This window comes from Mycobacterium sp. IDUB_9 (genome assembly GCF_055419505.1).
Genome location: NZ_JBVAXU010000003.1, coordinates 169,538 through 192,535, shown reverse-complemented (window position 1 = coordinate 192,535; position 22,998 = coordinate 169,538). Strand labels below are relative to the sequence as shown.

General features: G+C 66.5%; 23 protein-coding genes. 12 read left to right on the top strand and 11 right to left on the bottom strand.

Annotated features, from left to right (window positions below):
* Nucleotides 1–95 precede the first annotated feature (95 nt).
* Entirely contained in the window at nucleotides 96–473 is a 378-nt protein-coding gene (locus tag ACZY08_RS15310) for an ATPase (protein WP_463745805.1), read from the bottom strand.
* A gap of 56 nt (nucleotides 474–529) precedes the next feature.
* Between ACZY08_RS15310 and ACZY08_RS15305 the strand changes: the two genes are divergently transcribed.
* The gene (locus tag ACZY08_RS15305; protein ID WP_463745806.1) at nucleotides 530–679 is read left to right on the top strand and encodes a hypothetical protein; all 150 of its coding nucleotides are present in this window, start codon (nucleotides 530–532) and stop codon (nucleotides 677–679) included.
* Nucleotides 680–688: 9 nt separating this feature from the next.
* Here ACZY08_RS15305 and pgl read toward each other — a convergent pair whose 3' ends face one another.
* Genes pgl through tkt form a run of 5 tightly spaced genes read right to left on the bottom strand, consistent with a single transcriptional unit; the run spans nucleotide 689 to nucleotide 7,101 of the window.
* Nucleotides 689–1,420 carry a 6-phosphogluconolactonase gene (gene pgl, locus ACZY08_RS15300; protein WP_463745807.1) on the bottom strand — a complete coding sequence of 244 codons (732 nt, stop codon included), beginning with the start codon at nucleotides 1,418–1,420 and terminating at the stop codon, nucleotides 689–691.
* Complete coding sequence (opcA, locus tag ACZY08_RS15295) at nucleotides 1,417–2,328, bottom strand: glucose-6-phosphate dehydrogenase assembly protein OpcA (RefSeq protein ID WP_463745808.1); 912 nt, start codon at nucleotides 2,326–2,328, stop codon at nucleotides 1,417–1,419. Before opcA ends, pgl begins: the two co-directional genes overlap by 4 nt.
* Entirely contained in the window at nucleotides 2,325–3,875 is a 1,551-nt protein-coding gene (gene zwf, locus ACZY08_RS15290; RefSeq protein WP_463745809.1) for a glucose-6-phosphate dehydrogenase, read from the bottom strand. Before zwf ends, opcA begins: the two co-directional genes overlap by 4 nt.
* Nucleotides 3,872–4,987, bottom strand: coding sequence for a transaldolase (tal, locus tag ACZY08_RS15285; RefSeq protein WP_463745810.1), 1,116 nt, complete (start codon nucleotides 4,985–4,987; stop codon nucleotides 3,872–3,874). The genes zwf and tal overlap by 4 nt, the downstream gene beginning before the upstream one ends.
* Before the next feature lie 23 nt (nucleotides 4,988–5,010).
* The gene (gene tkt, locus ACZY08_RS15280) at nucleotides 5,011–7,101 is read right to left on the bottom strand and encodes a transketolase (RefSeq protein ID WP_463745811.1); all 2,091 of its coding nucleotides are present in this window, start codon (nucleotides 7,099–7,101) and stop codon (nucleotides 5,011–5,013) included.
* Between the two features lie 232 nt (nucleotides 7,102–7,333).
* Here tkt and ACZY08_RS15275 point away from each other — a divergent pair, with 232 nt between their 5' ends.
* Nucleotides 7,334–8,266 carry a heme o synthase gene (locus tag ACZY08_RS15275; RefSeq protein WP_463745812.1) on the top strand — a complete coding sequence of 311 codons (933 nt, stop codon included), beginning with the start codon at nucleotides 7,334–7,336 and terminating at the stop codon, nucleotides 8,264–8,266.
* A gap of 60 nt (nucleotides 8,267–8,326) precedes the next feature.
* Nucleotides 8,327–9,256 carry a DUF1254 domain-containing protein gene (locus tag ACZY08_RS15270; RefSeq protein WP_463745987.1) on the top strand — a complete coding sequence of 310 codons (930 nt, stop codon included), beginning with the start codon at nucleotides 8,327–8,329 and terminating at the stop codon, nucleotides 9,254–9,256.
* Here the strand turns inward: ACZY08_RS15270 and ACZY08_RS15265 are convergent.
* Nucleotides 9,253–10,227: a quinone oxidoreductase family protein gene (locus ACZY08_RS15265; RefSeq protein ID WP_463745988.1), complete on the bottom strand. Its 975-nt coding sequence runs from the start codon at nucleotides 10,225–10,227 to the stop codon at nucleotides 9,253–9,255. The genes ACZY08_RS15270 and ACZY08_RS15265 overlap by 4 nt on opposite strands.
* Nucleotides 10,228–10,259: 32 nt before the next feature.
* Here ACZY08_RS15265 and ACZY08_RS15260 point away from each other — a divergent pair, with 32 nt between their 5' ends.
* Nucleotides 10,260–11,198, top strand: coding sequence for an ATP-grasp domain-containing protein (locus ACZY08_RS15260; RefSeq protein ID WP_463745813.1), 939 nt, complete (start codon nucleotides 10,260–10,262; stop codon nucleotides 11,196–11,198).
* Here ACZY08_RS15260 and ACZY08_RS15255 read toward each other — a convergent pair whose 3' ends face one another.
* The 4 genes from ACZY08_RS15255 to mptB all read right to left on the bottom strand — a co-directional run bounded on the left by ACZY08_RS15255 (nucleotide 11,199) and on the right by mptB (nucleotide 15,583).
* Nucleotides 11,199–12,101, bottom strand: coding sequence for a COX15/CtaA family protein (locus ACZY08_RS15255; RefSeq protein WP_463745989.1), 903 nt, complete (start codon nucleotides 12,099–12,101; stop codon nucleotides 11,199–11,201). It abuts the gene before it with no gap.
* A 97-nt stretch (nucleotides 12,102–12,198) separates the two neighbouring features.
* Nucleotides 12,199–12,981, bottom strand: coding sequence for an ABC transporter permease (locus ACZY08_RS15250; protein WP_463745814.1), 783 nt, complete (start codon nucleotides 12,979–12,981; stop codon nucleotides 12,199–12,201).
* Nucleotides 12,978–13,910: an ABC transporter ATP-binding protein gene (locus ACZY08_RS15245; protein WP_463745815.1), complete on the bottom strand. Its 933-nt coding sequence runs from the start codon at nucleotides 13,908–13,910 to the stop codon at nucleotides 12,978–12,980. Before ACZY08_RS15245 ends, ACZY08_RS15250 begins: the two co-directional genes overlap by 4 nt.
* The gene (gene mptB, locus ACZY08_RS15240) at nucleotides 13,907–15,583 is read right to left on the bottom strand and encodes a polyprenol phosphomannose-dependent alpha 1,6 mannosyltransferase MptB (RefSeq protein ID WP_463745816.1); all 1,677 of its coding nucleotides are present in this window, start codon (nucleotides 15,581–15,583) and stop codon (nucleotides 13,907–13,909) included. Before mptB ends, ACZY08_RS15245 begins: the two co-directional genes overlap by 4 nt.
* Nucleotides 15,584–15,699: 116 nt before the next feature.
* Here mptB and ACZY08_RS15235 point away from each other — a divergent pair, with 116 nt between their 5' ends.
* From ACZY08_RS15235 to ACZY08_RS15200, 8 genes are all read left to right on the top strand, one after another.
* Nucleotides 15,700–16,476 carry a helix-turn-helix transcriptional regulator gene (locus ACZY08_RS15235; RefSeq protein ID WP_463745817.1) on the top strand — a complete coding sequence of 259 codons (777 nt, stop codon included), beginning with the start codon at nucleotides 15,700–15,702 and terminating at the stop codon, nucleotides 16,474–16,476.
* Nucleotides 16,473–17,903, top strand: coding sequence for a Fe-S cluster assembly protein SufB (gene sufB, locus ACZY08_RS15230; RefSeq protein ID WP_463745818.1), 1,431 nt, complete (start codon nucleotides 16,473–16,475; stop codon nucleotides 17,901–17,903). Before ACZY08_RS15235 ends, sufB begins: the two co-directional genes overlap by 4 nt.
* On the top strand, nucleotides 17,903–19,111 hold the full coding sequence (gene sufD / locus ACZY08_RS15225; RefSeq protein WP_463745819.1) for a Fe-S cluster assembly protein SufD: 1,209 nt from the start codon (nucleotides 17,903–17,905) through the stop codon (nucleotides 19,109–19,111). Before sufB ends, sufD begins: the two co-directional genes overlap by 1 nt.
* A complete protein-coding gene (sufC, locus tag ACZY08_RS15220) occupies nucleotides 19,111–19,884 on the top strand; it encodes a Fe-S cluster assembly ATPase SufC (RefSeq protein ID WP_463745820.1) in 774 nt (257 codons plus the stop codon). The genes sufD and sufC overlap by 1 nt, the downstream gene beginning before the upstream one ends.
* Before the next feature lies 1 nt (nucleotide 19,885).
* Entirely contained in the window at nucleotides 19,886–21,142 is a 1,257-nt protein-coding gene (locus tag ACZY08_RS15215) for a cysteine desulfurase (RefSeq protein WP_463745821.1), read from the top strand.
* A 2-nt stretch (nucleotides 21,143–21,144) separates the two neighbouring features.
* Entirely contained in the window at nucleotides 21,145–21,597 is a 453-nt protein-coding gene (gene sufU, locus ACZY08_RS15210; RefSeq protein ID WP_463745822.1) for a Fe-S cluster assembly sulfur transfer protein SufU, read from the top strand.
* Nucleotides 21,594–21,935, top strand: a complete 342-nt coding sequence (locus ACZY08_RS15205) for a metal-sulfur cluster assembly factor (protein WP_463745823.1) — start codon at nucleotides 21,594–21,596, stop codon at nucleotides 21,933–21,935. The genes sufU and ACZY08_RS15205 overlap by 4 nt, the downstream gene beginning before the upstream one ends.
* 69 nt (nucleotides 21,936–22,004) lie before the next feature.
* Nucleotides 22,005–22,985 carry a hypothetical protein gene (locus tag ACZY08_RS15200; RefSeq protein ID WP_463745824.1) on the top strand — a complete coding sequence of 327 codons (981 nt, stop codon included), beginning with the start codon at nucleotides 22,005–22,007 and terminating at the stop codon, nucleotides 22,983–22,985.
* Nucleotides 22,986–22,998: the final 13 nt, after the last annotated feature.

The following is a 22,998-nucleotide window of genomic DNA, read 5'->3' as shown; positions in this document are numbered from 1 at the left end:
GTGCCCGGTTCCAGATCGACGCGGCGTGTGCGTCTGCGCGATCGAATCCGGCACCCATGGCGACCACTGTAGCCGAGGCGCGGAGCGGACCAGCCCTACAGGCCTGCGCTCTTGCGAATCCGGCTGACCACGGCGCGCACCGCGCTCTCCGTCGCCGCCAGTGGCGACATCACCGCCTCGCCGATCCCGACGATGGCCTCGACCCGATCCACGATCGACTCCAGGCGCTCGACCACGCCGATGAGGCGTGGCGCGAGCTCATCGATGCGGGTGATGGTGTCGTTGAATCGGTCCAGCGTGGCATCGAGGCCGCCGGTCGACTTGTTCAGGTCGACGAGGGTGGTGCTCAGATCGGTGAGCAGGGTGTCGACCTGCTCGACTGTCATATCGGCATTGAGTGCGGCCTGCGTCAGTGTCCGGATGCGTTGCCGCCCTGAAGCAGGGCGAGCACGGCCGTCCCCTTTGTCTGCCATGGCAGACAGTATGGCCGGAACGGAACCAAGCGCGGACCAACTGCGTCTGAATCGATGTGGGGCAATTCTGCGAATACCGGGCCCGGCCGGTGGTGCCGGCCGACAGGGGTACGACGAACCATGAAGTGGCCGACTACCTGGCCGGCTATGCCGAGGCGTTGGCCGACCGGGCAGGCGAGCGGCCGGGGAGTGTCACCGACGATTAGTCGGTCGACTCACAGCTTGCTTGCGGCCGCCTCATCGAGCAACCAGACCGTCCGGTCGCGACCGACAGCGCCGGCGGCCGGGATGTCCACCGGATCGGCACCATTGATCGCGGCGGCGACCGCGTCGGCCTTGGCCGCACCAGCGACGACCAGCCACACTTCGCGAGAGTTGCGAACCGCGGGCAGCGTCAACGTGATTCGGCGTGGCGGTGGCTTGGGGGAGTCCGGCACACCCACCACCATGCGGTCGGTTTCCCGCACCGCGGCCGTGTCGGGAAACAGCGAATTGACATGTCCCTCGCCGCCCATGCCGAGCAGATGTACGTCGAACTCCGGCCCGGGAGCGTCGAAGTTGGCAGCCAGCAGCTGTGCGTACCCGGCTGCGGCCGCGGCCAGATCGTCACCGAATTCGCCATCGCTGGCGGCCATCGCGTGGACGTTGACGTCCGAGATCCCGACATGATCCAGCAGTGCCTCGCGGGCCTGCTTGTCGTTGCGCTCGTCGTCGTCCTGTGGCACGAAACGCTCGTCGCCCCAGTACACGTGGACCTTCGACCAGTCGATATCGCCGCCGCGTTCACCGACTCGCTTGAGCAGGCCGATTCCCGTGCCTCCGCCGGTGAGCACGATGTTCGCATGACCTCGCGCCGAAATCGCCGACGTGATGGCAGCCACCAACCGATCGCCGGCAGCGGCCACCAGCGCGTCGGTGTCGGCGTAACGCTCGATAACAGTGCTCATACGTACTGGACCTTGTCGATTCCCGTGAGTGCGTCGTAATAGATTTCGTCGGCATCAAGGCGGCGCAGATCCTCGGCCAGGCACTCCTTGGCCTCGCGGCGGGCCAAGGGCACCAACGCATCTGGCTTGCCTGTGCGGCTCAGCACGGCGGTGACACCGGTCTGCGGACGGACCAGGGTCACGGTTTCACTGGGCCTGGTCAGCTCGACCTTCAGCTCGCCGGTTGTCCGGGTCACCGGTCCGTCGATCCGATTGGCCAACCAGCCGGCCAGGATGTCAAGCGCGGGTTCATCCTTGAGCCCGGACACCAGCGCCGCGGTGATGGGTTCGTGCGGCGGCTGGTCGATCGCCGCGGCCAGTAGCGCACGCCAGTACGTGACCCGACTCCAGGCGAGATCGGTGTCACCGGCGGTGTAACCGTTGAGCCTGCTCTTGATGCAGGCCAGCGGATCGGCGCCGTTGGTGGCGTCGGTGATCCGGCGAATCGCCAACTTGCCCAGTGGATCCTGCGCGGGGACGGCAGGCGCGAGATCGGGCCACCACGTCACGACCGGGGTGTCGGGTAGCAGGAACGGCGTCACCACACTGCTGGCGTGGTTGGCCAGCGGACCGGACAATCGAAGCACCACAACCTCGTTGGCGCCGGCGTCGCGGCCCACCCGCAGCTGGGCATCCAGCCGGGCCTCGGTGGTCAAGCGATCCCCGGGGATCACCACGATCACGCGGCACGGATGCTCGCGGCTGGCTGCGTTGGCCGCCTCGATCGACTCCTCGAGCACCGCTTCGGTATCGGGGGCGATGACCAGCGTCAGCACCCGGCCGAGGGTGATCGCGCCGCCTTCCTCGCGCAGAGCGACGATCTTCTTGTTGATCGCGCCGGTATTGGTCTCGGGCAGATCGACAATCACGGTCGCCTCCATTCCCGGCCCGACCGGCGCAACATCTCGAACGCCGAATCTGGGCCCCACGTTCCGGACTCGTACGAATCGGGCTTACCGTGGGTCGCCCAGTACTCCAGTGCGGGATCCAGGATCTTCCAGCACAATTCCACCTCGGCATTGACCGGGAACAGCGACGGCTCGCCCAGCAGCACATCGAGGATCAGGCGCTCGTACGCCTCCGGAGACTCCTCGGCGAAGGCCGAGCCGTAGGAGAAGTCCATGCTGACATCGCGGACCTCCATGATGTGACCCGGAACCTTGGACCCGAACCGCAGGGTGATGCCTTCGTCCGGCTGTACCCGGATCACCAGAGCGTTCTGACCGAGCTCATCGGTCATCGTGGCATCGAACGGCAGGTGCGGCGCACGCTTGAACAACAGTGCGATCTCGGTAACCCTGCGGCCCAAGCGCTTTCCGGTGCGCAGATAGAACGGCACACCGGCCCAGCGACGGGTGTCCACGTCCAGTGTGATGGCGGCGAACGTCTCGGTGGTCGAGGTCTTGGAGAAGCCCTCTTCGTCCAGCAGGCCCACGACCTTCTCGCCGCCCTGCCAACCCGCGGCGTACTGCCCGCGGGAAGTGGTCTCGTCCAGCGGCTCGGCGAGCCGCGTCGCCGAGAGCACCTTGATCTTCTCGGCTTGCAGCTCGGCGGGGGAGAAACTCACCGGCTCCTCCATCGCCGTCAGCGCCAGCAGCTGCAGCAGATGGTTCTGGATGACGTCACGGGCAGCGCCGACACCGTCGTAGTAGCCGCCGCGCCCGCCGAGACCGATGTCCTCGGCCATCGTGATCTGCACGCTGTCGACATAGTGCGAGTTCAGAACCGGCTCGAACATCTCGTTGGCGAACCGCAGTGCCAGGAGGTTCTGGACGGTCTCCTTGCCCAGATAGTGGTCGATGCGGAACACCGACGACTCCGGGAAGACACTGTTGACCACACCGTTGAGTTCCTCGGCGCTCTTGAGGTCGTGCCCGAACGGCTTCTCGATGACCACCCGGCTCCAGCTGCCCTCGGGCTTGTCGGCGAGCCCCGACTTCGACAGTTGCTCGCAGACCTGGGGGAACGCCTTCGGCGGGATGGACAGGTAGAACGCATGATTGCCGCTGGTGCCGCGCTCGACGTCGAGTTGGTTCAGGGTCGCCTTCAGCCGCTCGAATGAGGACTCGTCGTCGAACGTGCCCTGGACGAATCGGAAGCCTTCGGCCAACCGGTCCCAGACTTCCTGGCGGAACGGGGTGCGGGCGTGTTCTTTGACGGCGTCGTAGACCACTTTGCCGAAGTCCTCGTCCGCCCAATCCCGGCGCGCGAAACCGACGAGCGCGAAGCTGGGTGGCAGCAAGCCGCGGTTGGCCAGGTCGTAAATGGCCGGCATCAGCTTCTTGCGGGCCAGGTCGCCGGTGACGCCGAAGATCACCACCGCGCACGGCCCCGCGATGCGGGGCATGCGCTTGTCGCGCTTGTCCCGCAGCGGATTACGCCAGGCGGTATTCGGCCTGCCGTCGGCGGGGCTCATCGCGTGGCAGCGTCGAGTTGGCCCTGTGTCGCGTCGAGCAATTCCTGCCACGACTTCTCGAACTTGTCGACACCCTCGTCTTCGAGCACCTTGAACACGTCGACCAGGTCGATGCCGACGGCGCTCAGTTGGTCGAAGGTCTCCTGTGATGCTGCCGCGGTCCCGGCGATGGTGTTACCGGTGATCTTGCCGTGGTCGGCGACGGCTTCCAGCGTCTTCTCCGGCAAGGTGTTCACCGTGTGCGGGGCCACCAACTCGGTGACGTAGAGCGTGTCCGAGTAGTCCGGGTTCTTGACGCCGGTGGACGCCCACAGCACGCGCTGCACCCGGGCGCCGTCGGCCTTGAGCGCGGCGAAGCGCTCGGCCCCGAAGACCTCTTCGTAGGCCGCGTAGGCGAGACGCGAGTTGGCCACACCGGCTTTGCCTCGCAGGGCCAGCGCCGCATCGGAACCGATCTTCTCCAGCCGATTGTCGATCTCGGTGTCCACGCGGGACACGAAGAACGACGCGACCGAGTGGATCTTGGACAGATCGTGGCCCGCGTCGCGCGCCTTCTCCAACCCGGCGAGGTAAGCGTCCATCACGCCGCGGTGCCGCTCGACCGAGAAGATCAGCGTGACGTTGACGGAGATACCTTCCGCGATCACCGCGGTGATCGCGGGCAGGCCGGCAAGCGTCGCCGGAATCTTGATCAGGAGGTTGGGCCGGTCGACGGTCTTCCACAGATCGATGGCCTGCAGGATCGTCTTGTCGGTGTCGTGTGCGAGCCGCGGATCGACCTCGATGGATACCCGGCCGTCGACGCCGTCGGAGGCCTCGTACTGCTTGGCCAGGACATCGCACGCGTTGCGGACGTCGTCGGTGGTGACGGTGCGGATGGTGGCGTCGACGTCGGCTCCCTGCTCGGCCAGTTCCTTGACCTGGGCGTCGTAGGCGGTGCCCTTCGACAGCGCAGCCTGGAAGATCGACGGGTTGGTGGTGACGCCCACGACGCTGCGGGTATTGATGAGCTGCGTCAGGTTCCCTGATTGCAGCCGCTCGCGCGACAGATCATCGAGCCAGACGGATACCCCCGCGGCGCTCAGCGCTGCGAGGTTCGGATTCTGAGTCATGTTCGCCTTCTCCTCGTCGTCTGCTAGTTGTCCAGGGATCGTTCCGCCGCGGCTGCCACAGCTTCGGCGGTGAAACCGAACTCGCGGAACAGCGTCTTGTCGTCGGCGGAGGCGCCGTAGTGCTCGATCGAGACGATCTCGCCGGTGTCTCCGACCAGCTTGTACCAACTCTGCGCCACCGCGGCCTCGACCGCCACCCGGGCCGACACTGCGGGCGGCAGCACCGAATCGCGGTATTCCTTGGGCTGGGATTCGAACCACTCGACGCACGGCATCGACACCACGCTGGCGTTGATCTCCTTGTCCGCCAACAGCTTCTGCGCTGCGACGGCGAGCTGGAGCTCGGAGCCGGTGGCGATGATCACCACGTCGGGGTTGTCCTCCGGCGTGCCGCCCAGCACGTAGCCGCCGCGGGAGACGCCTTCGGCGCTGGTGCCCTCGAGCACCGGGACGCCCTGGCGCGTCAGGATCAATCCCACCGGGCCGGTGCTCGCGGTGCGCTCCAGGACGGTCTTCCACGCGTAGGCGGTCTCGTTCGGATCGCCCGGCCGGACCACCGACAGATTCGGGATCGCGCGCAGCGCGGCCAGGTGCTCGATCGGCTGGTGCGTCGGGCCGTCCTCGCCGAGGCCGATCGAATCGTGCGTCCAGACGTAGATGGGATCGATGTTCATCAAAGAGGCCAAACGCACAGCCGGGCGCATGTAGTCCGAGAACTGCAGGAACGTCCCGCCGTAAGGCCGGGTCGGGCCGTGCAGCACGATGCCGGACAGGATCGCGCCCATCGCATGCTCACGGATGCCGAAGTGCAGGGTGCGGCCGTACCAGGTCGCGTTCCAGTCTTCGGTCGAGATCGACGGCGGGCCAAACGAGTTCGCGCCCTTGATGGTTGTGTTGTTGCTGCCGGCCAGGTCGGCCGAACCACCCCACAACTCGGGCAGCGTCTGCCCGACGGCGGCCAGCACGGCCCCGGAGGCGGCCCGGGTGGCCACCGGCTTGGAATCGAGTTCCCAATGCGGCAGGTCGGCGTCCCAGCCCTCAGGAAGCTTGCCTGCCTGCAGCCGGTCCAGCAGCTGCTTGCGCTCGGGCTCGCGCTCGGCCCAGGCGTCGAAGGCCACCTGCCAATCGGCGTGCAGCTTCTTGCCACGGTCCACCAGCTCGCGGGTGTGGGCGATGACGTCGTCACGCACCTCGAAGCTCTTGTCGGGGTCGAAGCCGAGGATCTTCTTGGTGGCCGCCACCTCGTCGGCGCCCAGCGCAGAGCCGTGCACACCACCGGTGTTCATCTTGGTGGGTGCGGGGTAGCCGATGATCGTGCGCAGCGCGATGAACGACGGCTTGTCCGTGACCTTTTTGGCTGCTGCGATGGCTTCTTCTATACCGACGACGTTCTCGCCGCCCTCGACCTCCTGGACGTGCCAGCCGTAGGCGCGGTAACGCGCGGGCACATCCTCGCTCAGCGCGATGTCGGTGTTGTGCTCGATGGAGATCTTGTTGTCGTCCCAGAACACGATGAGATTGCCCAGCTGCTGGGTGCCCGCGAGCGACGATGCTTCGCTGGTGACGCCCTCTTCCATGTCGCCGTCGGAAGCCACCACGTAGATGTAGTGATCGAACGGGCTCTCACCCGGGGCGGTGTCCGGATCGAACAGCCCGCGCTCGTAGCGCGCGGCCATCGCCATCCCGACCGCCGACGCCAAACCCTGGCCCAGCGGGCCCGTGGTGATCTCGACACCCTTGGTGTGGTGGTACTCGGGATGTCCCGGGGTCAGCGAGCCCCACGTGCGCAGCGCCTCGATGTCGGCCAGCTCCAGGCCGAAACCGCCGAGGTACAGCTGGATGTACAGCGTGAGGCTGGAATGCCCACAGGACAGCACAAAACGGTCCCGGCCGATCCAATGAGTGTCGCTGGGATCATGGTGCAGCTGCCGCTGGAACAACGTGTAGGCGAGGGGAGCCAGGCTCATCGCGGTTCCCGGGTGGCCGTTGCCGACCTTCTGCACCGCGTCAGCCGCAAGCACCCGGGCGGTGTCGACGGCAACGCTGTCGACTTCGGTCCAATCCTCCGGGTGGTTGGGCTGGGTGAGAGCGGTGATCTCTTCGGCGGTGGTCACTAAGCTCACTTCCTCGTCTTCTATCTGCTGGCAGGTGCGCGCGGTTGCCATGCTGCTACGACAAACACCCTAGTAGGGCGGACTCATCCGATGCAGACTGGTTCTCGCACCGATACCCGCTCGTTTACCCGGTTGTTGCCCCGAACAGACCCTGCGGTGCCGAGGCGTGCGGGCCGCGGTCTACCATCGTCTGTAGTAGAAGCCGCGTGACGCCACCCGAGGAGTTATTTGCGTGAGCATTCGCGAGCGCCGGCTCATCCATGGGGCGCCGAGCCGAGTACGGTCCACCCTTTTGTCGTATCTGGCGTTGACCAAGCCACGTGTGATCGAGTTGTTGCTGGTCACCACCATTCCGGCAATGTTGCTGGCGGACCGTGGCACCGTTGACCCGCTCCTGATCCTGAACACGTTGGTGGGCGGCATGCTTGCCGCGGCCGGCGCCAACACCCTCAACTGTGTGGCTGACGCCGACATCGACAAGGTGATGAAGCGCACCGCCCGCCGCCCGCTGGCTCTGGCCTCGGTACCGACGCGGCACGCACTCATCTTCGGACTGGTGCTGACAGTTACCTCGTTCTGCTGGCTGACCTGGACGTCGAACCTGCTGTCCGGGGTGCTGGCGGTGGCCACGATCGCGTTCTACGTCTTCGTCTACACCTTGCTGCTCAAACGCCGCACCTCGCAGAACGTGGTGTGGGGCGGGGCCGCCGGCTGCATGCCGGTGATGATCGGCTGGTCCGCGGTGACCGGCACGATCCAGTGGCCCGCACTGGTGATGTTCCTGATCATCTTCTTCTGGACGCCGCCGCACACCTGGGCTCTGGCGATGCGTTACAAGGACGACTACAAGGCGGCCGGGGTGCCGATGCTCCCCGCCGTGGCCACCGAGCGTCAGGTCACTCGCCAGATCCTGATCTACACCTGGTTGACGGTCCTCACCACGCTGGCGCTGGCGCTGACCACCGGATGGTTGTACGGCGCGGTCGCCCTGCTGGCGGGCGCGTGGTTCCTGGTAATGGCCCACCAGTTGTACTCCGGGGTGAAGCGTGGCGAGCCGGTGAAGCCGCTGCGGTTGTTCCTCCAGTCGAACAACTACCTGGCCGTGGTGTTCTGCGCACTGGCCATCGACTCGGCGCTGGCGCTGCCGACGATCTTCGGTCACTGAGCCCGCGAACCGCTGCCGGCACTTCCTCGGTGTGGCAGCGTTGCGGCCATGACCGAATTGGTGAGCTCCGACAACTTCGCGCGCGCCGAATCCGACCTGTACTTCGCCGGCATCGTCAACGACGGCGGCTTCGGACAGTTCTTCCACAACCGTGAGATGAGCTCGATCGACCACCAGATCGTCATCCGGCAGAACCGCGACACCCTCTACTCCGCGGCGGTGTTCGACCTCGACGCCGGACCGGTCACCATCACGCTGCCCGACGTCGGGGGCAGGTTCATGTCACTGCAGGTCATCAGCGAGGACCACTACACCACCAACGTGGTCTACGCGCCGGCCGAGCTGACGTTCAGTCGCGACTTCGTGGACACCCGTTATGCGGCCGTGGCGGTACGCATCCTGGCCGATCCCGCCGACGCCGCCGACCTGGCCGCGGTGCACGCCCTGCAGGACGCGATCGGCGTGTCACAGGTCGAGCCGGGCTTCTTCGAGATCCCGCAGTGGGATCCGGTCAGCCAGAAGACGGTTCGGGATGCACTCATCACCCTGTCGACCACCCTCGGCGACACCAAATCCATGTTCGGACCCAGGTACGCAGTGGAGCCGGTACGTCACCTGATCGGCTCGGCCTTCGCGTGGGGTGGCAACCCGGCACGCGACGCGCTGTATCTCACCGTGGTGCCACCGCGTAACGACGGCACGACGGTGCACCGACTGACCGTGAAAGACGTCCCGGTGGACGGATTCTGGTCGGTGACCGTCTACAACAAGGACGGCTATTTCACGCCGAACCCGCAGAACGCCTACTCGGTGAACAACGTCACCGCGGTCAAGGATCCCGACGGCGCCGCCACGGTGCAGTTCGGTGGTACCGGCGCAGCCAACCTGTTGCCGGTCACCGAGGGCTGGAATTACCTCGTGCGTCTCTATCGCCCGCGCCCCGAAATCCTCGACGGCTCGTGGACGTTCCCCGACGCGCAGCCGATCTAGGGGACCAGGACGACCGAGCCGACAGTTTTGCGGCCCTGCAGGTCGGTGTGGGCCTGGGCCGCCTCGGCCAGCGGGTACCGGCCGCCGACGGTGATGGTGATCGATCCGTCCGCGATGGCGTTGATCAATTCACCTGCACGCCAGGAGAACTCGTCGGGCGTGCGGGTGTGGTGGGCCAGCGTCGGCCGGGTCAGGAACACCGAGCCGGCCGCGTTGAGCCGTTGCGGGTCCACCGGTGGTACCGGGCCGCTGGCCGCACCGAACAGGGCCAGCGTGCCACGCACCGCGAGGCTGTCCAGGCTGGCGTCGAACGTCGACGCGCCCACTCCGTCGTAGACCGCGGCCACGCCCGCCCCGCCGGTGAGGTCGCGGATCTTGTCCCCGAACTCGGTCGGATCCTCGGGGTACTCGAGCACTTCGATCGCGCCGGCCTGGCGGGACAACTCCGCCTTCTCGGGCGTCGAGGCCGTCGTGATCACGCGGGTGCCGATGCTGGTGGCCCACTGGGTGAGGATCAGGCCGACGCCGCCGGCCCCGGCATGCACCAGCACTGTGTCGCTCGGCTGCACCGGATAGGTGGACTTGATCAGGTAGTGCGCGGTCATGCCCTTCAGCAGTGCTGACGCGATCGCGTCGGGAGCCACACCGTCAGGCACGTAGGCGACGAAATCGGCTGGGGCAACACAGAAGTCGGCGTATGCGCCGGTCGCGTTCGCGGTCACGACGCGGTCTCCGACGGCCAGCGCGGCGACATCGTCGCCGACGGCGGCGACGGTGCCGCACACCTCGGACCCGACGATGAACGGTACGTCCCGCGGATACAGCCCGGAGCGGAAGTAGGTGTCGATGAAGTTGACGCCGACGGCCTCGGCTCTGATCAGTACCTCGCCGGGGCCGGGAGCGGGTTCTGGCCGCTCGACGTAGCTCAGGACTTCCGGTCCGCCGGTCTCGGCAACTTCGATGGCATACACGCCATCCATCATCCACACCTATCATCGCGGAGGTGAAGCTCGCCCGCCCGGATGTGTTCCATCCCCGCATCGTGCTGGCCGGTTGCGCAGCACTGCCCGACGGGGACGGCGACGACGCCGGCCTGGTCATGGCGCTGCGCAATCGCGGTCTGCACGCCCGCTGGCTGCCGTGGGACGACCCGGCCACGCTCGATGCCGACCTGGTGATCCTCCGGGCCACGTGGGACTACGCCGAGCGTCTCGACGAGTTCCTCGGCTGGGCGCGCGCGGTGCCCCACCTGATCAACTCGGCGCAGATCGTCGAGTGGAACACCGACAAGCGGTACCTCGGCGATCTGCACCGGATGGGGGTTCCCGTGGTGCCGACGCGGTATTTCGCGGTCGGTGAGCCGGTCAGCGTTCGCGATGGCGAAGTGGTGGTCAAGCCGGCGGTGGGTGCCGGCTCGACCGGCGCGCAGCGGTTCGTCGACGCATCGGAGGCCCTGGCCCACGCGGCGGCCCTGCAGGCCGAGGGCCGCGCGGTGCTGGTGCAGCCGTACGACCCCCGGATCGCGGACGGTGAGACCGCGCTGGTGTTCCTGGACGGCGAGGAATCGCACGCATTCACCAAGGGGCCGATCCTGCCTGCGGCCGGACAGTCACCCGAGTTCGAGGAGACGGGCACCTACGCGCAGGAGTCGTTGTCGCCGGCGAATCCCGGCGACGAGGTCTGGGCGGTCGGTCGCCAGGCGCTCGACGCGGTGATACGCAGGTTCGACCTGTTGCCGCAGGATCTGTTGTACGCGCGGGTCGACGTGATCGGCGGACCGGACGATCCACGCCTGCTCGAGTTGGAGCTGGTTGAGCCGGGACTGGGATTCCGCCAGCTCGATCAGATGGACCGGGAGCATGCCCAGCGTCAGTTCGCGGTGGGCGTCGAGAATGCGCTGGAGCGCTTCGGGCTGGGCCCGCTGTCGCACCGCGGGATCTAGCTAGGCGCCGGGTTCGACCCGCTCCCGCATCGACGCCCACAGCGCAGCGGTAGCCGCGGTGCAGGTGGCCGCACCGGCGACGTGCACGGCGACCAGCACGGCCGGCACCCCGGTGTAGAACTGCACGATCCCGACGAGCCCCTGCGCACACACCAGCGCGACCAGGACGCCGAGCCGGATCATGATCGGGCGGGCGGCGCGCACCGCGGCGAGACCGAAGCCGAGCGCGACGATCAGGGCCAGATAGGCGACCAGCAGCGACGAATGCATGTGCACGAGCGTGGTGATCTCGACCTGCAGGCGCGGCACCACCCGATCGAGGCTCTTGTCCCCGGCGTGCGGACCGGCGCCCGTCACCAGCGTGCCCGTCACCAGCACTGCCGCCAGGATGACGGCGCTCAGGACGGTCAACTGCCGCAACGGTTTCGGCACGGTGGTCGTAGGGGCGCCGGTGTCGGGCTGGCCGATCTTGACGAACAGCAGCACCGCGAGCCACACCATGGCCATGGACGCCAGCAGGTGGATCGACACGGTCCACCACAGCAGGCCGGTCCGCACCGTGATACCGCCGATGACGGCCTGGACCACGGTGGAGGCGGGCATCAGCCAGGCGTAGATCAACACCTCGCGGCGTCGGCGGGCCCGGGTCACTGCCAGCACGGCGGCGATGGCGGTCAGCACCACCAGGAACGTGATCATCCGGTTGCCGAACTCGACCACCTGATGCACGACGGCGACCTCGGCGTGCGGGACGGGGGTGAAGCTACCGGGGAAGCACTGGGGCCAGGTGGGACAGCCCAGGCCGGACGCGGTGACCCGCACGATCGCTCCGGTGACCGAGATACCGCCCTGGGTGAGGATCACCAGGAACGCGATCAGGCGCTGGGCCCGCAGGCTCGGCATGGGCAGCAGGTCGACCAGTCGCTGGAAAGCTGTTCCGCCGGGCACGGCCTGATCGTAGTTGATCAGGAACTACAGCCTGTAGTAGGGCCCGCGTGGATCAGGTGAACCGGAACCAGCGCAGGGCGCAGATCGCGGCGATGGCACCCCACACCACCAGTACGGCCACGCCGAACCAGTCCATCGACAGCGTCATCGCCTGGGTCAGGGATTCGGTGAGGGCTCCCGACGGAGTCAGCCGGGCAGCCCAGCGCAAGGCCGACGGCACCGGGCCGCCTTCCAAGGTCAGCGCGCCCAGGCCCGCGAACACGAACCACAGCAGGTTCGCCAACGCCAGCACGATCTCGGCCTTGAGGGTGCCGCCGAGCAGCAGTCCCAACGCGGCAAAGGTGCCGGTACCCAGTGCGATGATCACCGCACCCAGCGCCAGCCCCAGCGGCGACGGCCGCCAACCCAGCGCAAAGCCTATGGCGCCCAACAGGATCGCCTGCAAGAAGACAACGGTCACCACCGCCAGTGACTTGCCGGCGATGATTCCCCACACCGGAAGTGCGGTGGCGCCGAGGCGTTTCAGGGCGCCGTACCGGCGGTCGAAAGCCACCGCGATGGCCTGGCCGGTGAACGCCGTGGAGATCAGGGCGAGGGCCATGATCGCCGGGGTGAAGGTTCCCGCCCGATCGTCGCCGAACGAGCCCAGCGGCAGCAACGTCATCCCCACCAGCAGGGTGATCGGGATGAACATGGTCAGCAGAAGTTGTTCGCCGTTGCGCAGCAGCAACTTCAGTTCCAGCCCGTACTGCGCCGCCAGCATGGCCGGGACCTTGGCCGGGCGGGGATCGGGGGAGAAAGTGCCCGGGGCGAATCGGTTCGGAGCGCTCGTCATGACCGCAGCTCCCGTCCTGTGAGGTCGAGGAATACATCTTCGAGGCTGCGCTGCTCCACCCGCATGTCGGTGGCCAGCACGTTCAGTCGGGCGCACCACGCCGTCACGGTCGCCAGCACCTGCGGATCGATGTGCCCCTCGACCAGGTATTCGCCGGGTGCCGTCTCGGTGGTCTTGTACTTCTCGGGCAGGGCCGCGGTCAGCAGGGACAGGTCGAGCTTGCGCGGCGCACTGAAACGCAACTGGTTCTCGGCTCCGCTGTGGGTCAGCTCGGCGGGTGTGCCGGTGGCTACCGCCACACCGTGATCGATGATCACGATCCGGTCGGCCAGTTCTTCGGCCTCGGCCAGGTGATGGGTGGTCAGCACCACCGTCACACCGTCACGGCGCAACGCATCGATCAACTCCCACACCACAATTCGGGCGTGGGCATCCATCCCGGCGGTCGGCTCGTCGAGGAACACCAGCTCGGGTCGACCGACCACGGCGCAGGCCAGCGCCAGGCGTTGTTGCTGTCCGCCCGACAGTCGCCGGTAGGTGGTGCGGGCGGATTCGGTGAGGCCGAGGGTGTCCATCAACCAGGCCGGATCGAGTGGATCGGCAGCATAGGAGGCAACCAGGTTGAGCATCTCGTCGGCCCGGGCGGCGGGGTAGCCGCCGCCGCCCTGCAGCATCACGCCGATTCGCTCGCGCACCTGGGCGTTGTCGGCAACGGGATCCAACCCGAGGATTTCGACCCGGCCGTCGTCGGGGCGGATGAATCCCTCGCACATTTCGACGGTGGTGGTCTTGCCCGCGCCGTTCGGGCCGAGCAGGGCCAGAACCTCGGCCCGCTGAACATCGAGGTCCAGGTGGGCGACCGCTGTCGTCGATCCGTAGCGCTTGCTGACGCCGCGGAGCAGCACAGGTTGATCAGAACGCGAGGTCACGGGGATTCAGCGTAGGCGTCGGGGGATTGTGTGGGTGTCGGCGGTGGGCTTGTGTCCGGTTCGCGTGACGGGCGCCACGGCAGTCGGCGCCATGTCAGCCCGATCAGGATCAGCACGATCAACGTGCTCGCCAGGGTGGCCATCACGATCTGGAACAGGGTGAACCGGTCGCCGTTGGCCGTCGGTCCGAAGATCCCGACAACCAGCGTGATGGCGATCGTGGACCCACGGAAGCCCGGTCGGGTGGCCCACGCGGCCAGCGGGATCACCGCCCACAGCAGGTACCACGGTTGCACCACCGGGAACAGCAGGATGGTGCCGCCCAGAGCGACGCCCAGTCCGCCGACGGGGTGCAACCGGCCGCGCATCACGGCCCACAACAGCCAGCTGACCAGGATCGCGATCAGGAAGACGCCGATGGCGCGGGTGAGTGCGAGCACCGCGGTGGTGTGGTCGCCGAGGCCCAGCAGGATGCCGACCTGACCGGTGCCCAGCGCCAGCAGGGTCGGCGGCGACATCCAGCTGCGCACCACGTTGGCGGTGCCGAGGGTGGACAGCCAGCCGAAGCCCAGCCCGCTGGCCCAGCCGATCACGGCCATCACCGCCAGCGAGATCACGCCGAGCGGGACGCTCGCCACGAAGAACGCCTTGATCGTGCCGCCCAGGCGCCAGGCCAGCGCCATCCCGACGAATCCGAGTGCGAGCAGTGACGGCAGCTTGACCTGGGAGGAGAGCGTGATGAGCACCGTGCCGATCAGCAGCATCCCCGCGGGATACCAGTGGTCCCAGTCCTCGCGTGAATGTGGCCAGGTCAACGGCCGGGGGATGAGCGGTGCTGCGGCGTCGATGCCGCGCAGTGCGAACTCGGTACCCGCCAGCATCAGGCCGAGCATCAGTGCCTCGTTGTGGATCCCGGCCACCAGGTGCATGAAGAGCAGCGGATTACATGCGCCGAGCCACAGTGCGCTGACCTCGGCGACACCGCAACGGCGGGCCAGCCGGGGCGTCGCCCACACGATGAGCCCGACGCCGAGCAGCACAACCGCGCGGTGACAGAGCACGGCGGCGACGATGTTCTCACCGGTCAGCGCGGAGATGCTCTCGCCGATCCACAGGAACAGCGGGCCGTACGGCGCCGGAGTTTCGCGCCACAGACTGGGTACCGACAACGTGAACACGTGATCGAGGCCGAGGCCGGTGGCCGGGCCGACCTGATACGGGTTGAGGCCGATGTAGCCGATCTCACTCTGGGCCAGGTAGGAGTAGACGTCCTTGCTGTACATCGGCGGCGCGACCAGCAGCGGGATGGCCCACAGGAGCAGCGTCCGGTCGAGTTGGCTGCGCGACATCCGGCGTGGGCCGAGGACGAATCGCCCGAGCATGAGCCAGGCCAGCGCCATCATCACTGCCCCGGTCGTGGTCATGGTCAGTGACACGGTCTGGATGCGGGAGGGCAGGTTGAGCAGCCGCACCCCGAAGGTCGGGTCCTGTACGACGGGACGGGCGCCCGCACCGAGTGCGCCGATCGCCATCAGTACGGTGCCGGTGGCGCCGAAAAGCCGGGTGCGACGTTGTGCGACGACCTCGGCGGCGTTGAGTGGGGACCCGACAGCCCGTTCGTCGCCGTGCCACCGGGCGATCGATGTGCTGAAGGTCGACAGGCGGCTTGCCACCAGGGCAGCCTAACCGTCGGCCGGGGCGGTCTTCGCCGGGCAGCGGTGGCCCAGATCACGTAAGGGTGCCCTTGCTAGAACCAGGAGTGGAATTCCGTCACAATGGTGTTGTGAAAATGCGTCGGGAGACTACGGGCTTGGTTTCGAGCCCTGCTTCGGCTGGTGTGCCGAAGTCGGTCAACGATGTCGTGCCGGCATCTGACGGGCACACCCGGCGCTCGATCATCCACCTGTTGCTCGAGGGTCCCATCACCGCGGGGCAGATCGGCGACAGGCTCGGTATCTCGGCGGCCGGCGTACGGCGACACCTCGACGCTCTGATCGAGGCGGGGGACGCGCAGGCCAGTGCCGCCGCCGCGTGGCAGCACAACGGCCGGGGCCGCCCGGCCAAGCGTTACCGGTTGACGGCTGCAGGTCGGGCCAAGCTCGGCCACACTTACGACGACCTCGCCGTCGCCGCGATTCGGCAACTGCGTGAGATCGGCGGCAAGGATGCCGTGCGGACTTTCGCGCGGCGCCGGATGGACACCATCCTGGCCGGCGTCAGCGAGGGGCCCGGCGGAGTCGCCGACGCGGCCGAGCGTGTCGCGGATGCATTGACCCGGGCCGGGTATGCCACCACGACGAATCCGGTGGACGGCCCGATTCACGGGGTGCAGATCTGCCAGCATCACTGTCCGGTATCGCACGTCGCCGAGGAATTCCCGGAGTTGTGCGAGACAGAGAGTGAGGCGTTCGCCGAGATTCTGGGCACCCACGTCCAGCGCCTGGCCACCATCGTCAACGGTGACTGCGCCTGCACCACCCACGTTCCACTCGATGCGGACGTCCCAGCCCGGACGGACGCAGCGACAAGCCAAACGACAGCGAGCAAACAAGGAGCGGCGACATGACCATCACGCCCGAAACGCCATTGACCCAGGAAGAGACCATCGCGTCGCTGGGTAACTACGGCTACGGCTGGTCGGACTCCGACGTCGCCGGCGCTAGCGCGCAGCGCGGCCTGTCCGAAGCCGTCGTGCGTGACATCTCGGCCAAGAAGAGTGAGCCCGAATGGATGCTCGACATTCGACTGCGGGCGCTGCGCACCTTCGGTAAGAAGCCGATGCCCAACTGGGGTTCCAACCTCGAAGGCATCCACTTCGACAACATCAAGTACTTCGTGCGTTCGAGCGAGAAGCAGGCCGCCACATGGGATGACCTGCCCGCCGACATCAAGAACACCTACGACAAGCTCGGCATCCCCGAGGCGGAGAAGCAGCGCCTGGTCTCCGGTGTTGCCGCGCAGTACGAGTCCGAGGTGGTCTACCACTCGATCCGTGAGGATCTCGAGGCCCAAGGCGTCATCTTCCTGGACACCGACACCGCTCTCAAGGAGCATCCGGAGCTGTTCAAGCAGTACTTCGGCACCGTGATCCCGGCGGGTGACAACAAGTTCTCGGCGCTGAATACCGCCGTGTGGTCGGGTGGCTCGTTCATCTACGTGCCCAAGGGTGTTCACGTCGACATCCCGCTGCAGGCCTACTTCCGGATCAACACCGAGAACATGGGCCAGTTCGAGCGGACCCTGATCATCGCCGACGAGGGCTCCTACGTGCACTACGTCGAGGGCTGTACCGCGCCGATCTACAAGTCCGATTCGTTGCACTCCGCGGTCGTCGAGATCATCGTGAAACCCGGTGCGCGCGTGCGCTACACCACCATTCAGAACTGGTCGAACAACGTCTACAACCTGGTGACCAAGCGCGCCCGGGCCGAGGCCGGTGCCACCATGGAGTGGATCGACGGCAACATCGGTTCCAAGGTCACCATGAAGTACCCCGCCGTCTGGATGACCGGTGAGCATGCCAAGGGTGAGGTGCTCTCGGTGGCGTTCGCCGGTGAGGGCCAGCACCAGGACACGGGTGCCAAGATGCTGCACCTGGCCCCCCACACGTCGAGCAACATCGTTTCCAAGTCGGTGGCTCGCGGCGGTGGCCGGGCGTCCTACCGCGGCCTGGTCCAGGTGAACAAGGGTGCGCACGGCAGCAAGTCGAGCGTGAAATGCGATGCGCTGCTGGTCGATACGATCAGCCGCAGCGACACCTACCCCTACGTCGACATCCGCGAGGACGACGTCACGATGGGCCATGAGGCCACGGTGTCCAAGGTCAGCGAGGATCAGCTGTTCTACCTGATGAGCCGCGGTATGACCGAGGACGAGGCAATGGCGATGGTGGTGCGCGGCTTCGTCGAGCCCATCGCCAAGGAACTGCCCATGGAATACGCGCTTGAGCTGAACCGGCTCATCGAGCTGCAGATGGAAGGCGCGGTCGGCTAGTGAGTTCAAACCTGACAGAGGCAGTCGAGGGGGCCGCCGGCGGCTCAGGCTCGACGTTGGCTGCGGCCAACAAGGGCGAGCTTTTCGCGTCGTTCGACGTCAACGCGTTCGAGGTGCCCGGCGGCCGCGACGAGCTGTGGCGGTTCACCCCGCTCAAGCGGCTTCGCGGCCTGCACGACGGCTCCGCCGTCGCCAATGGCAAAGCCGGCGTCACCGTGACCGAGCGGCCGGGAGTCACCGTGGAGACCGTCGGCCGTGACGACAAACGACTCGGCGAGGGCGGTACGCCCACCGATCGCGTTGCAGCCCAAGCTTTCTCGTCGTTCGAGACGGCGACGGTGGTCACGGTCAAGCGTGACACCGAGGTGGTCGAGCCGATCGAGATCGTCATCGATGGCCCGGGTGTGGACACCGTGGGCTACGGGCATCTTCAGATCCGGGTCGAGGAACTGTCCCGGGCGATCGTGGTGGTCGACCTGCGGGGCAGCGGAACCTACGCCGACAACGTCGAGATCATCGTCGGTGATTCGGCCGGCCTCGGCGTCATCTGGATCGCCGACTGGGCCGACGACATGGTGCATGTCAGCGCCCACCACGCGAAGCTCGGCAAGGATGCGGTACTCGGACACGTCAACGTCACGCTCGGTGGCGATGTGGTGCGTACCTCGGCCACGGTGCGGTTCACCGGGCCCGGCGGTGACGCCAAGTTGCTCGGCACCTACTTCGCCGACGACGGTCAGTTCTTCGAGTCCCGGCTGTTGGTCGACCACGCGCAGCCGCACTGTAAGTCCGATGTGCTCTACAAGGGTGCGTTGCAGGGAGATCCGGATTCCAAAAAGCCCGATGCACACACAGTGTGGATCGGCGACGTGTTGATCCGGGCCGAGGCCACCGGTACCGACACCTTCGAGGTGAACCGCAACCTGGTGCTCACCGACGGCGCCCGCGCTGATTCGGTGCCCAACCTCGAGATCGAGACCGGCGAGATCGTCGGCGCCGGACACGCCAGTGCCACCGGACGTTTCGACGACGAGCAGCTGTTCTACCTGCGCGCCCGCGGCATCCCCGAGGATCAGGCCCGACGCCTGGTCGTGCGCGGATTCTTCAACGAAATCATCGGCAAGATCGCTGTCCCGGAGGTGCGTGAGCGCCTGACCACAGCCATCGAAAGAGAACTTGCCATCACCGAATCGAAAGCATCGCACTAATGACCACTCTGGAAATCAAGGACCTGCACGTCTCGGTCGACGCCACCGAAGGCGCTGAGAACACCGAGATCCCGATTTTGAAGGGCGTCGACCTCACCGTGAAGTCGGGGGAGACCCATGCGGTCATGGGTCCCAACGGCTCCGGCAAGTCGACGTTGTCCTACGCGATCGCCGGGCACCCCAAGTACACCGTCACCTCCGGTTCGATCACCCTCGACGGACAGGACGTCCTCGAGATGAGCATCGACGAGCGTGCGCGCGCCGGTCTCTTCCTCGCCATGCAGTACCCGGTCGAGGTGCCCGGGGTGTCCATGTCGAACTTCCTGCGCACGGCGGCCACCGCTGTCCGGGGCGAGGCGCCCAAGCTGCGGCACTGGGTCAAAGAAGTCAAAGGCGCGATGGCCGAACTGGACATCGACCCGGCGTTCGGTGAGCGCAGCGTCAACGAGGGCTTCTCCGGTGGCGAGAAGAAGCGGCACGAGATCCTTCAGCTCGGTCTGCTCAAGCCCAAGATCGCGATCCTCGACGAGACCGACTCGGGTCTGGACGTCGACGCACTGCGCATCGTGAGCGAGGGCGTCAACCGCTACGCCGAGGCCGAGAACGGCGGCGTCCTGCTGATCACGCACTACACCCGCATCCTGCGCTACATCCAGCCACAGTTCGTGCACGTGTTCGTCGGCGGCCGCATCGTGGAATCGGGCGGGCCGGAACTCGCCGACGAGCTCGAAGAGAACGGATACGTGCGCTTCACCCAAGCCGTCGGAGCCTGATATGACCACTTCGGCGACGACGTTGGACCAAGCCGGGTTGGCCAGGATCAGAGCTGATTTCCCGATTCTGAGCCGGGTCATGCGCGGCGGAAAGCAGTTGGCGTACCTCGATTCCGGTGCGACGTCGCAGAAGCCCCTGCAGGTCCTCGACGCCGAACGGGAATTCCTCACCACTTCCAACGGCGCGGTGCACCGCGGTGCACACCAGCTGATGGAAGAGGCGACCGACGCCTACGAGCAGGGCCGTGCCGACATCGCGGCGTTGGTCGGTGCGGAGCCTGACGAGTTGGTGTTCACCAAGAACGCCACCGAGTCGATCAACCTGGTGTCGTATGTGCTGGGAGACAAGCGGTTCGACCGCGGAGTCGGCCCGGGGGACGTCATCGTCACCACCGAGTTGGAACACCACGCGAACCTGATTCCGTGGCAGGAGTTGGCCCAGCGGACCGGTGCGACGCTGAGATGGTATGGCGTCACGGAAGACGGCCGTATCGATCTCGACTCGCTGCAGCTCGACGAGCGAGTGAAAGTCGTTGCCTTCAGTCATCATTCGAACGTCACGGGTGCGGTCGCGCCGGTCGACGAGTTGGTGTCGCGGGCCAGGTCCGTCGGTGCGCTCACCGTGCTGGATGCCTGCCAGTCGGTGCCGCATCAGCCGGTTGATTTCCACGCGCTCGACGTCGATTTCGCGGCGTTCTCCGGTCATAAGATGCTGGGGCCCACCGGCATCGGAGTTCTGTACGGACGGCAGGATCTGCTGAATGCGATGCCGCCGTTCATCACCGGTGGCTCCATGATCGAGACCGTCACGATGGAGCAGACCACCTACGCGCCGGCCCCGCAGCGGTTCGAGGCTGGTACGCCGATGACCTCACAGGTGGTCGGATTAGCCGCTGCCGCACGATATTTGACTGCGATCGGGATGGATGCGGTCGAGGCGCATGAAGCCGAGTTGGTCGCGGCTGCGCTGGAAGGGCTGTCCGGGATTCCGCAGGTGCGGATCATCGGGCCACAGTCGATGGAACATCGCGGGTCGCCGGTCAGTTTCGTGGTCGACGGGATCCACGCTCACGATGTCGGGCAGGTGCTCGACGACGAGGGCATCGCGGTGCGCGTCGGGCACCATTGCGCCTGGCCGCTGCATCGTCGCTTCGGGATCGCGGCCACCGCTCGGGCATCCTTCGCGGTGTACAACACGCTCGACGAAGTGGACCGCCTGGTGGCCGGCATCAAACGTGCTGTGGAGTTCTTCTCGTGAGAATGGAACAGATGTACCAGGAAGTGATCCTGGACCATTACAAGCATCCGCATCACCGCGGACTGCGCGAGCCATTCGCCACCGAGGTGCATCACGTCAACCCGACCTGTGGTGACGAGGTGACTCTGCGGGTAACGCTCTCCGACGACGCCGAGACGGTGGCGGACATCTCCTATGACGGGCAGGGCTGTTCGATCAGCCAGGCCGCGACCTCGGTGCTCACCGACCAGGTGATCGGCCAGAGCGTCGGCGATGCCCTCAAGACGGTCGAGGCCTTCACCGAGATGATTTCCTCCCGCGGAAACGTGGAGGGGGACGAAGATGTACTCGGTGACGGCATCGCGTTCGCCGGCGTCGCGAAATACCCGGCGCGGGTGAAGTGCGCGTTGCTGGGTTGGATGGCATTCAAAGACGCGCTGGTGCAGGCCAGCGATGACGTGAAGGAACAGCGATGAGCGAGACCACTTCCGACGAACTGCTCGCCGACGTCGAGGAGGCCATGCGCGACGTGGTGGACCCCGAGCTCGGCATCAACGTCGTCGACCTGGGCCTGGTTTACGGCCTCAACCTCGAGGATGGCGACGAGGGCTCGGTCGCACTGATCGACATGACCCTCACCTCGGCGGCCTGTCCGCTGACCGACGTGATCGAGGATCAGACCCGCACCGCGCTGGTCGGTGCCGGTCTGGTCAGCGACATCAAGCTCAACTGGGTATGGAACCCGCCGTGGGGCCCGGACAAGATCACCGACGACGGTCGCGAACAGCTGCGTGCTCTCGGATTCACTGTCTGACGCCTGAATCCTCGGGCTGTCGGTACCCGGTGCTACCAATATCGCCAACAGGCGAATATGGAGGCACGGATGGGACACAGCCCTGAGGTAAAGGTCGTCGATGACGGATTGGTGTTGGGGCCGGCCACAGTGGCGTTCGAGCGGACGCTCCGGATCCCGAACACCGGATTACACCCGCTCCCACCGAGTCTCGGTTCGTTTCCGTTGCGCCGAGTTCAGGATTACCCCGACAGCGTGCCGGCCGAGTGGCTGGCACGCGGCGGGGTCATGCTTCCGGTCTATCAACGTGAGGCGATGTGGTTGTCGTTCCACTCGGCCGAACCTGCCGCGCTCCAGGTCGGCATCGGCAAGGTTTGTGCGGTCAGTGGCGAGGGCTGGAGCGACCGCCTCGGCCGGGATCCGCAGAACTATGTCGCATTGCCCGATCAGCCGTGGCTCGACGGCATCAACGCGGGTGACGGATTCATCCGCCAGTTCGTGGCCGTGCCGCTCGGTTCCGGGGCGACGGTCGAAGGACAGGTCACCGGGCAGGAAGTCCATGGCGGTGTCCAACTGCGCGCTGTCGGCCTGACGCCGCAGGCACTTCGGGAGTGGCGGGCACGTCCTCGGTTCGAGGACGTTTTTGTCGACTACGACTCTTGCGACATTCTCCCGGTGACTTGTGCTGCGCCGGCGATGGGTCTGGGTGCCGGCGGCCGGATGCGCCAGGAGGTCTACGCCGACGACCGTCCGCTGTCCGACTACGACGAGGACCGCTCCTGGCGGGTGTTTGTGCATCTGTGCAGTGCGGCGCAGTGGACCGCGATCACGGGTGAGGTGCCGCCACCGACTCCTGTGGACCGCGACGCCTATGTCGAAGCTGGTCTGCCATGGTTCGACTATTACGACGCGGACGCCCAAGACTTGGCGGCCACCGACGCGTTGACGAACGTCAAGAGTGTCGGCGAGTGGTTCGGCGAAGGCGAAATGCCTTTTGTTCCTGTTGATCCCGCGACAGTTGTCACGCTCAAGGATGGGGCTGGTGACGTCGTTGCCGATGGAGGCTGGTAACGGGGGATACCGT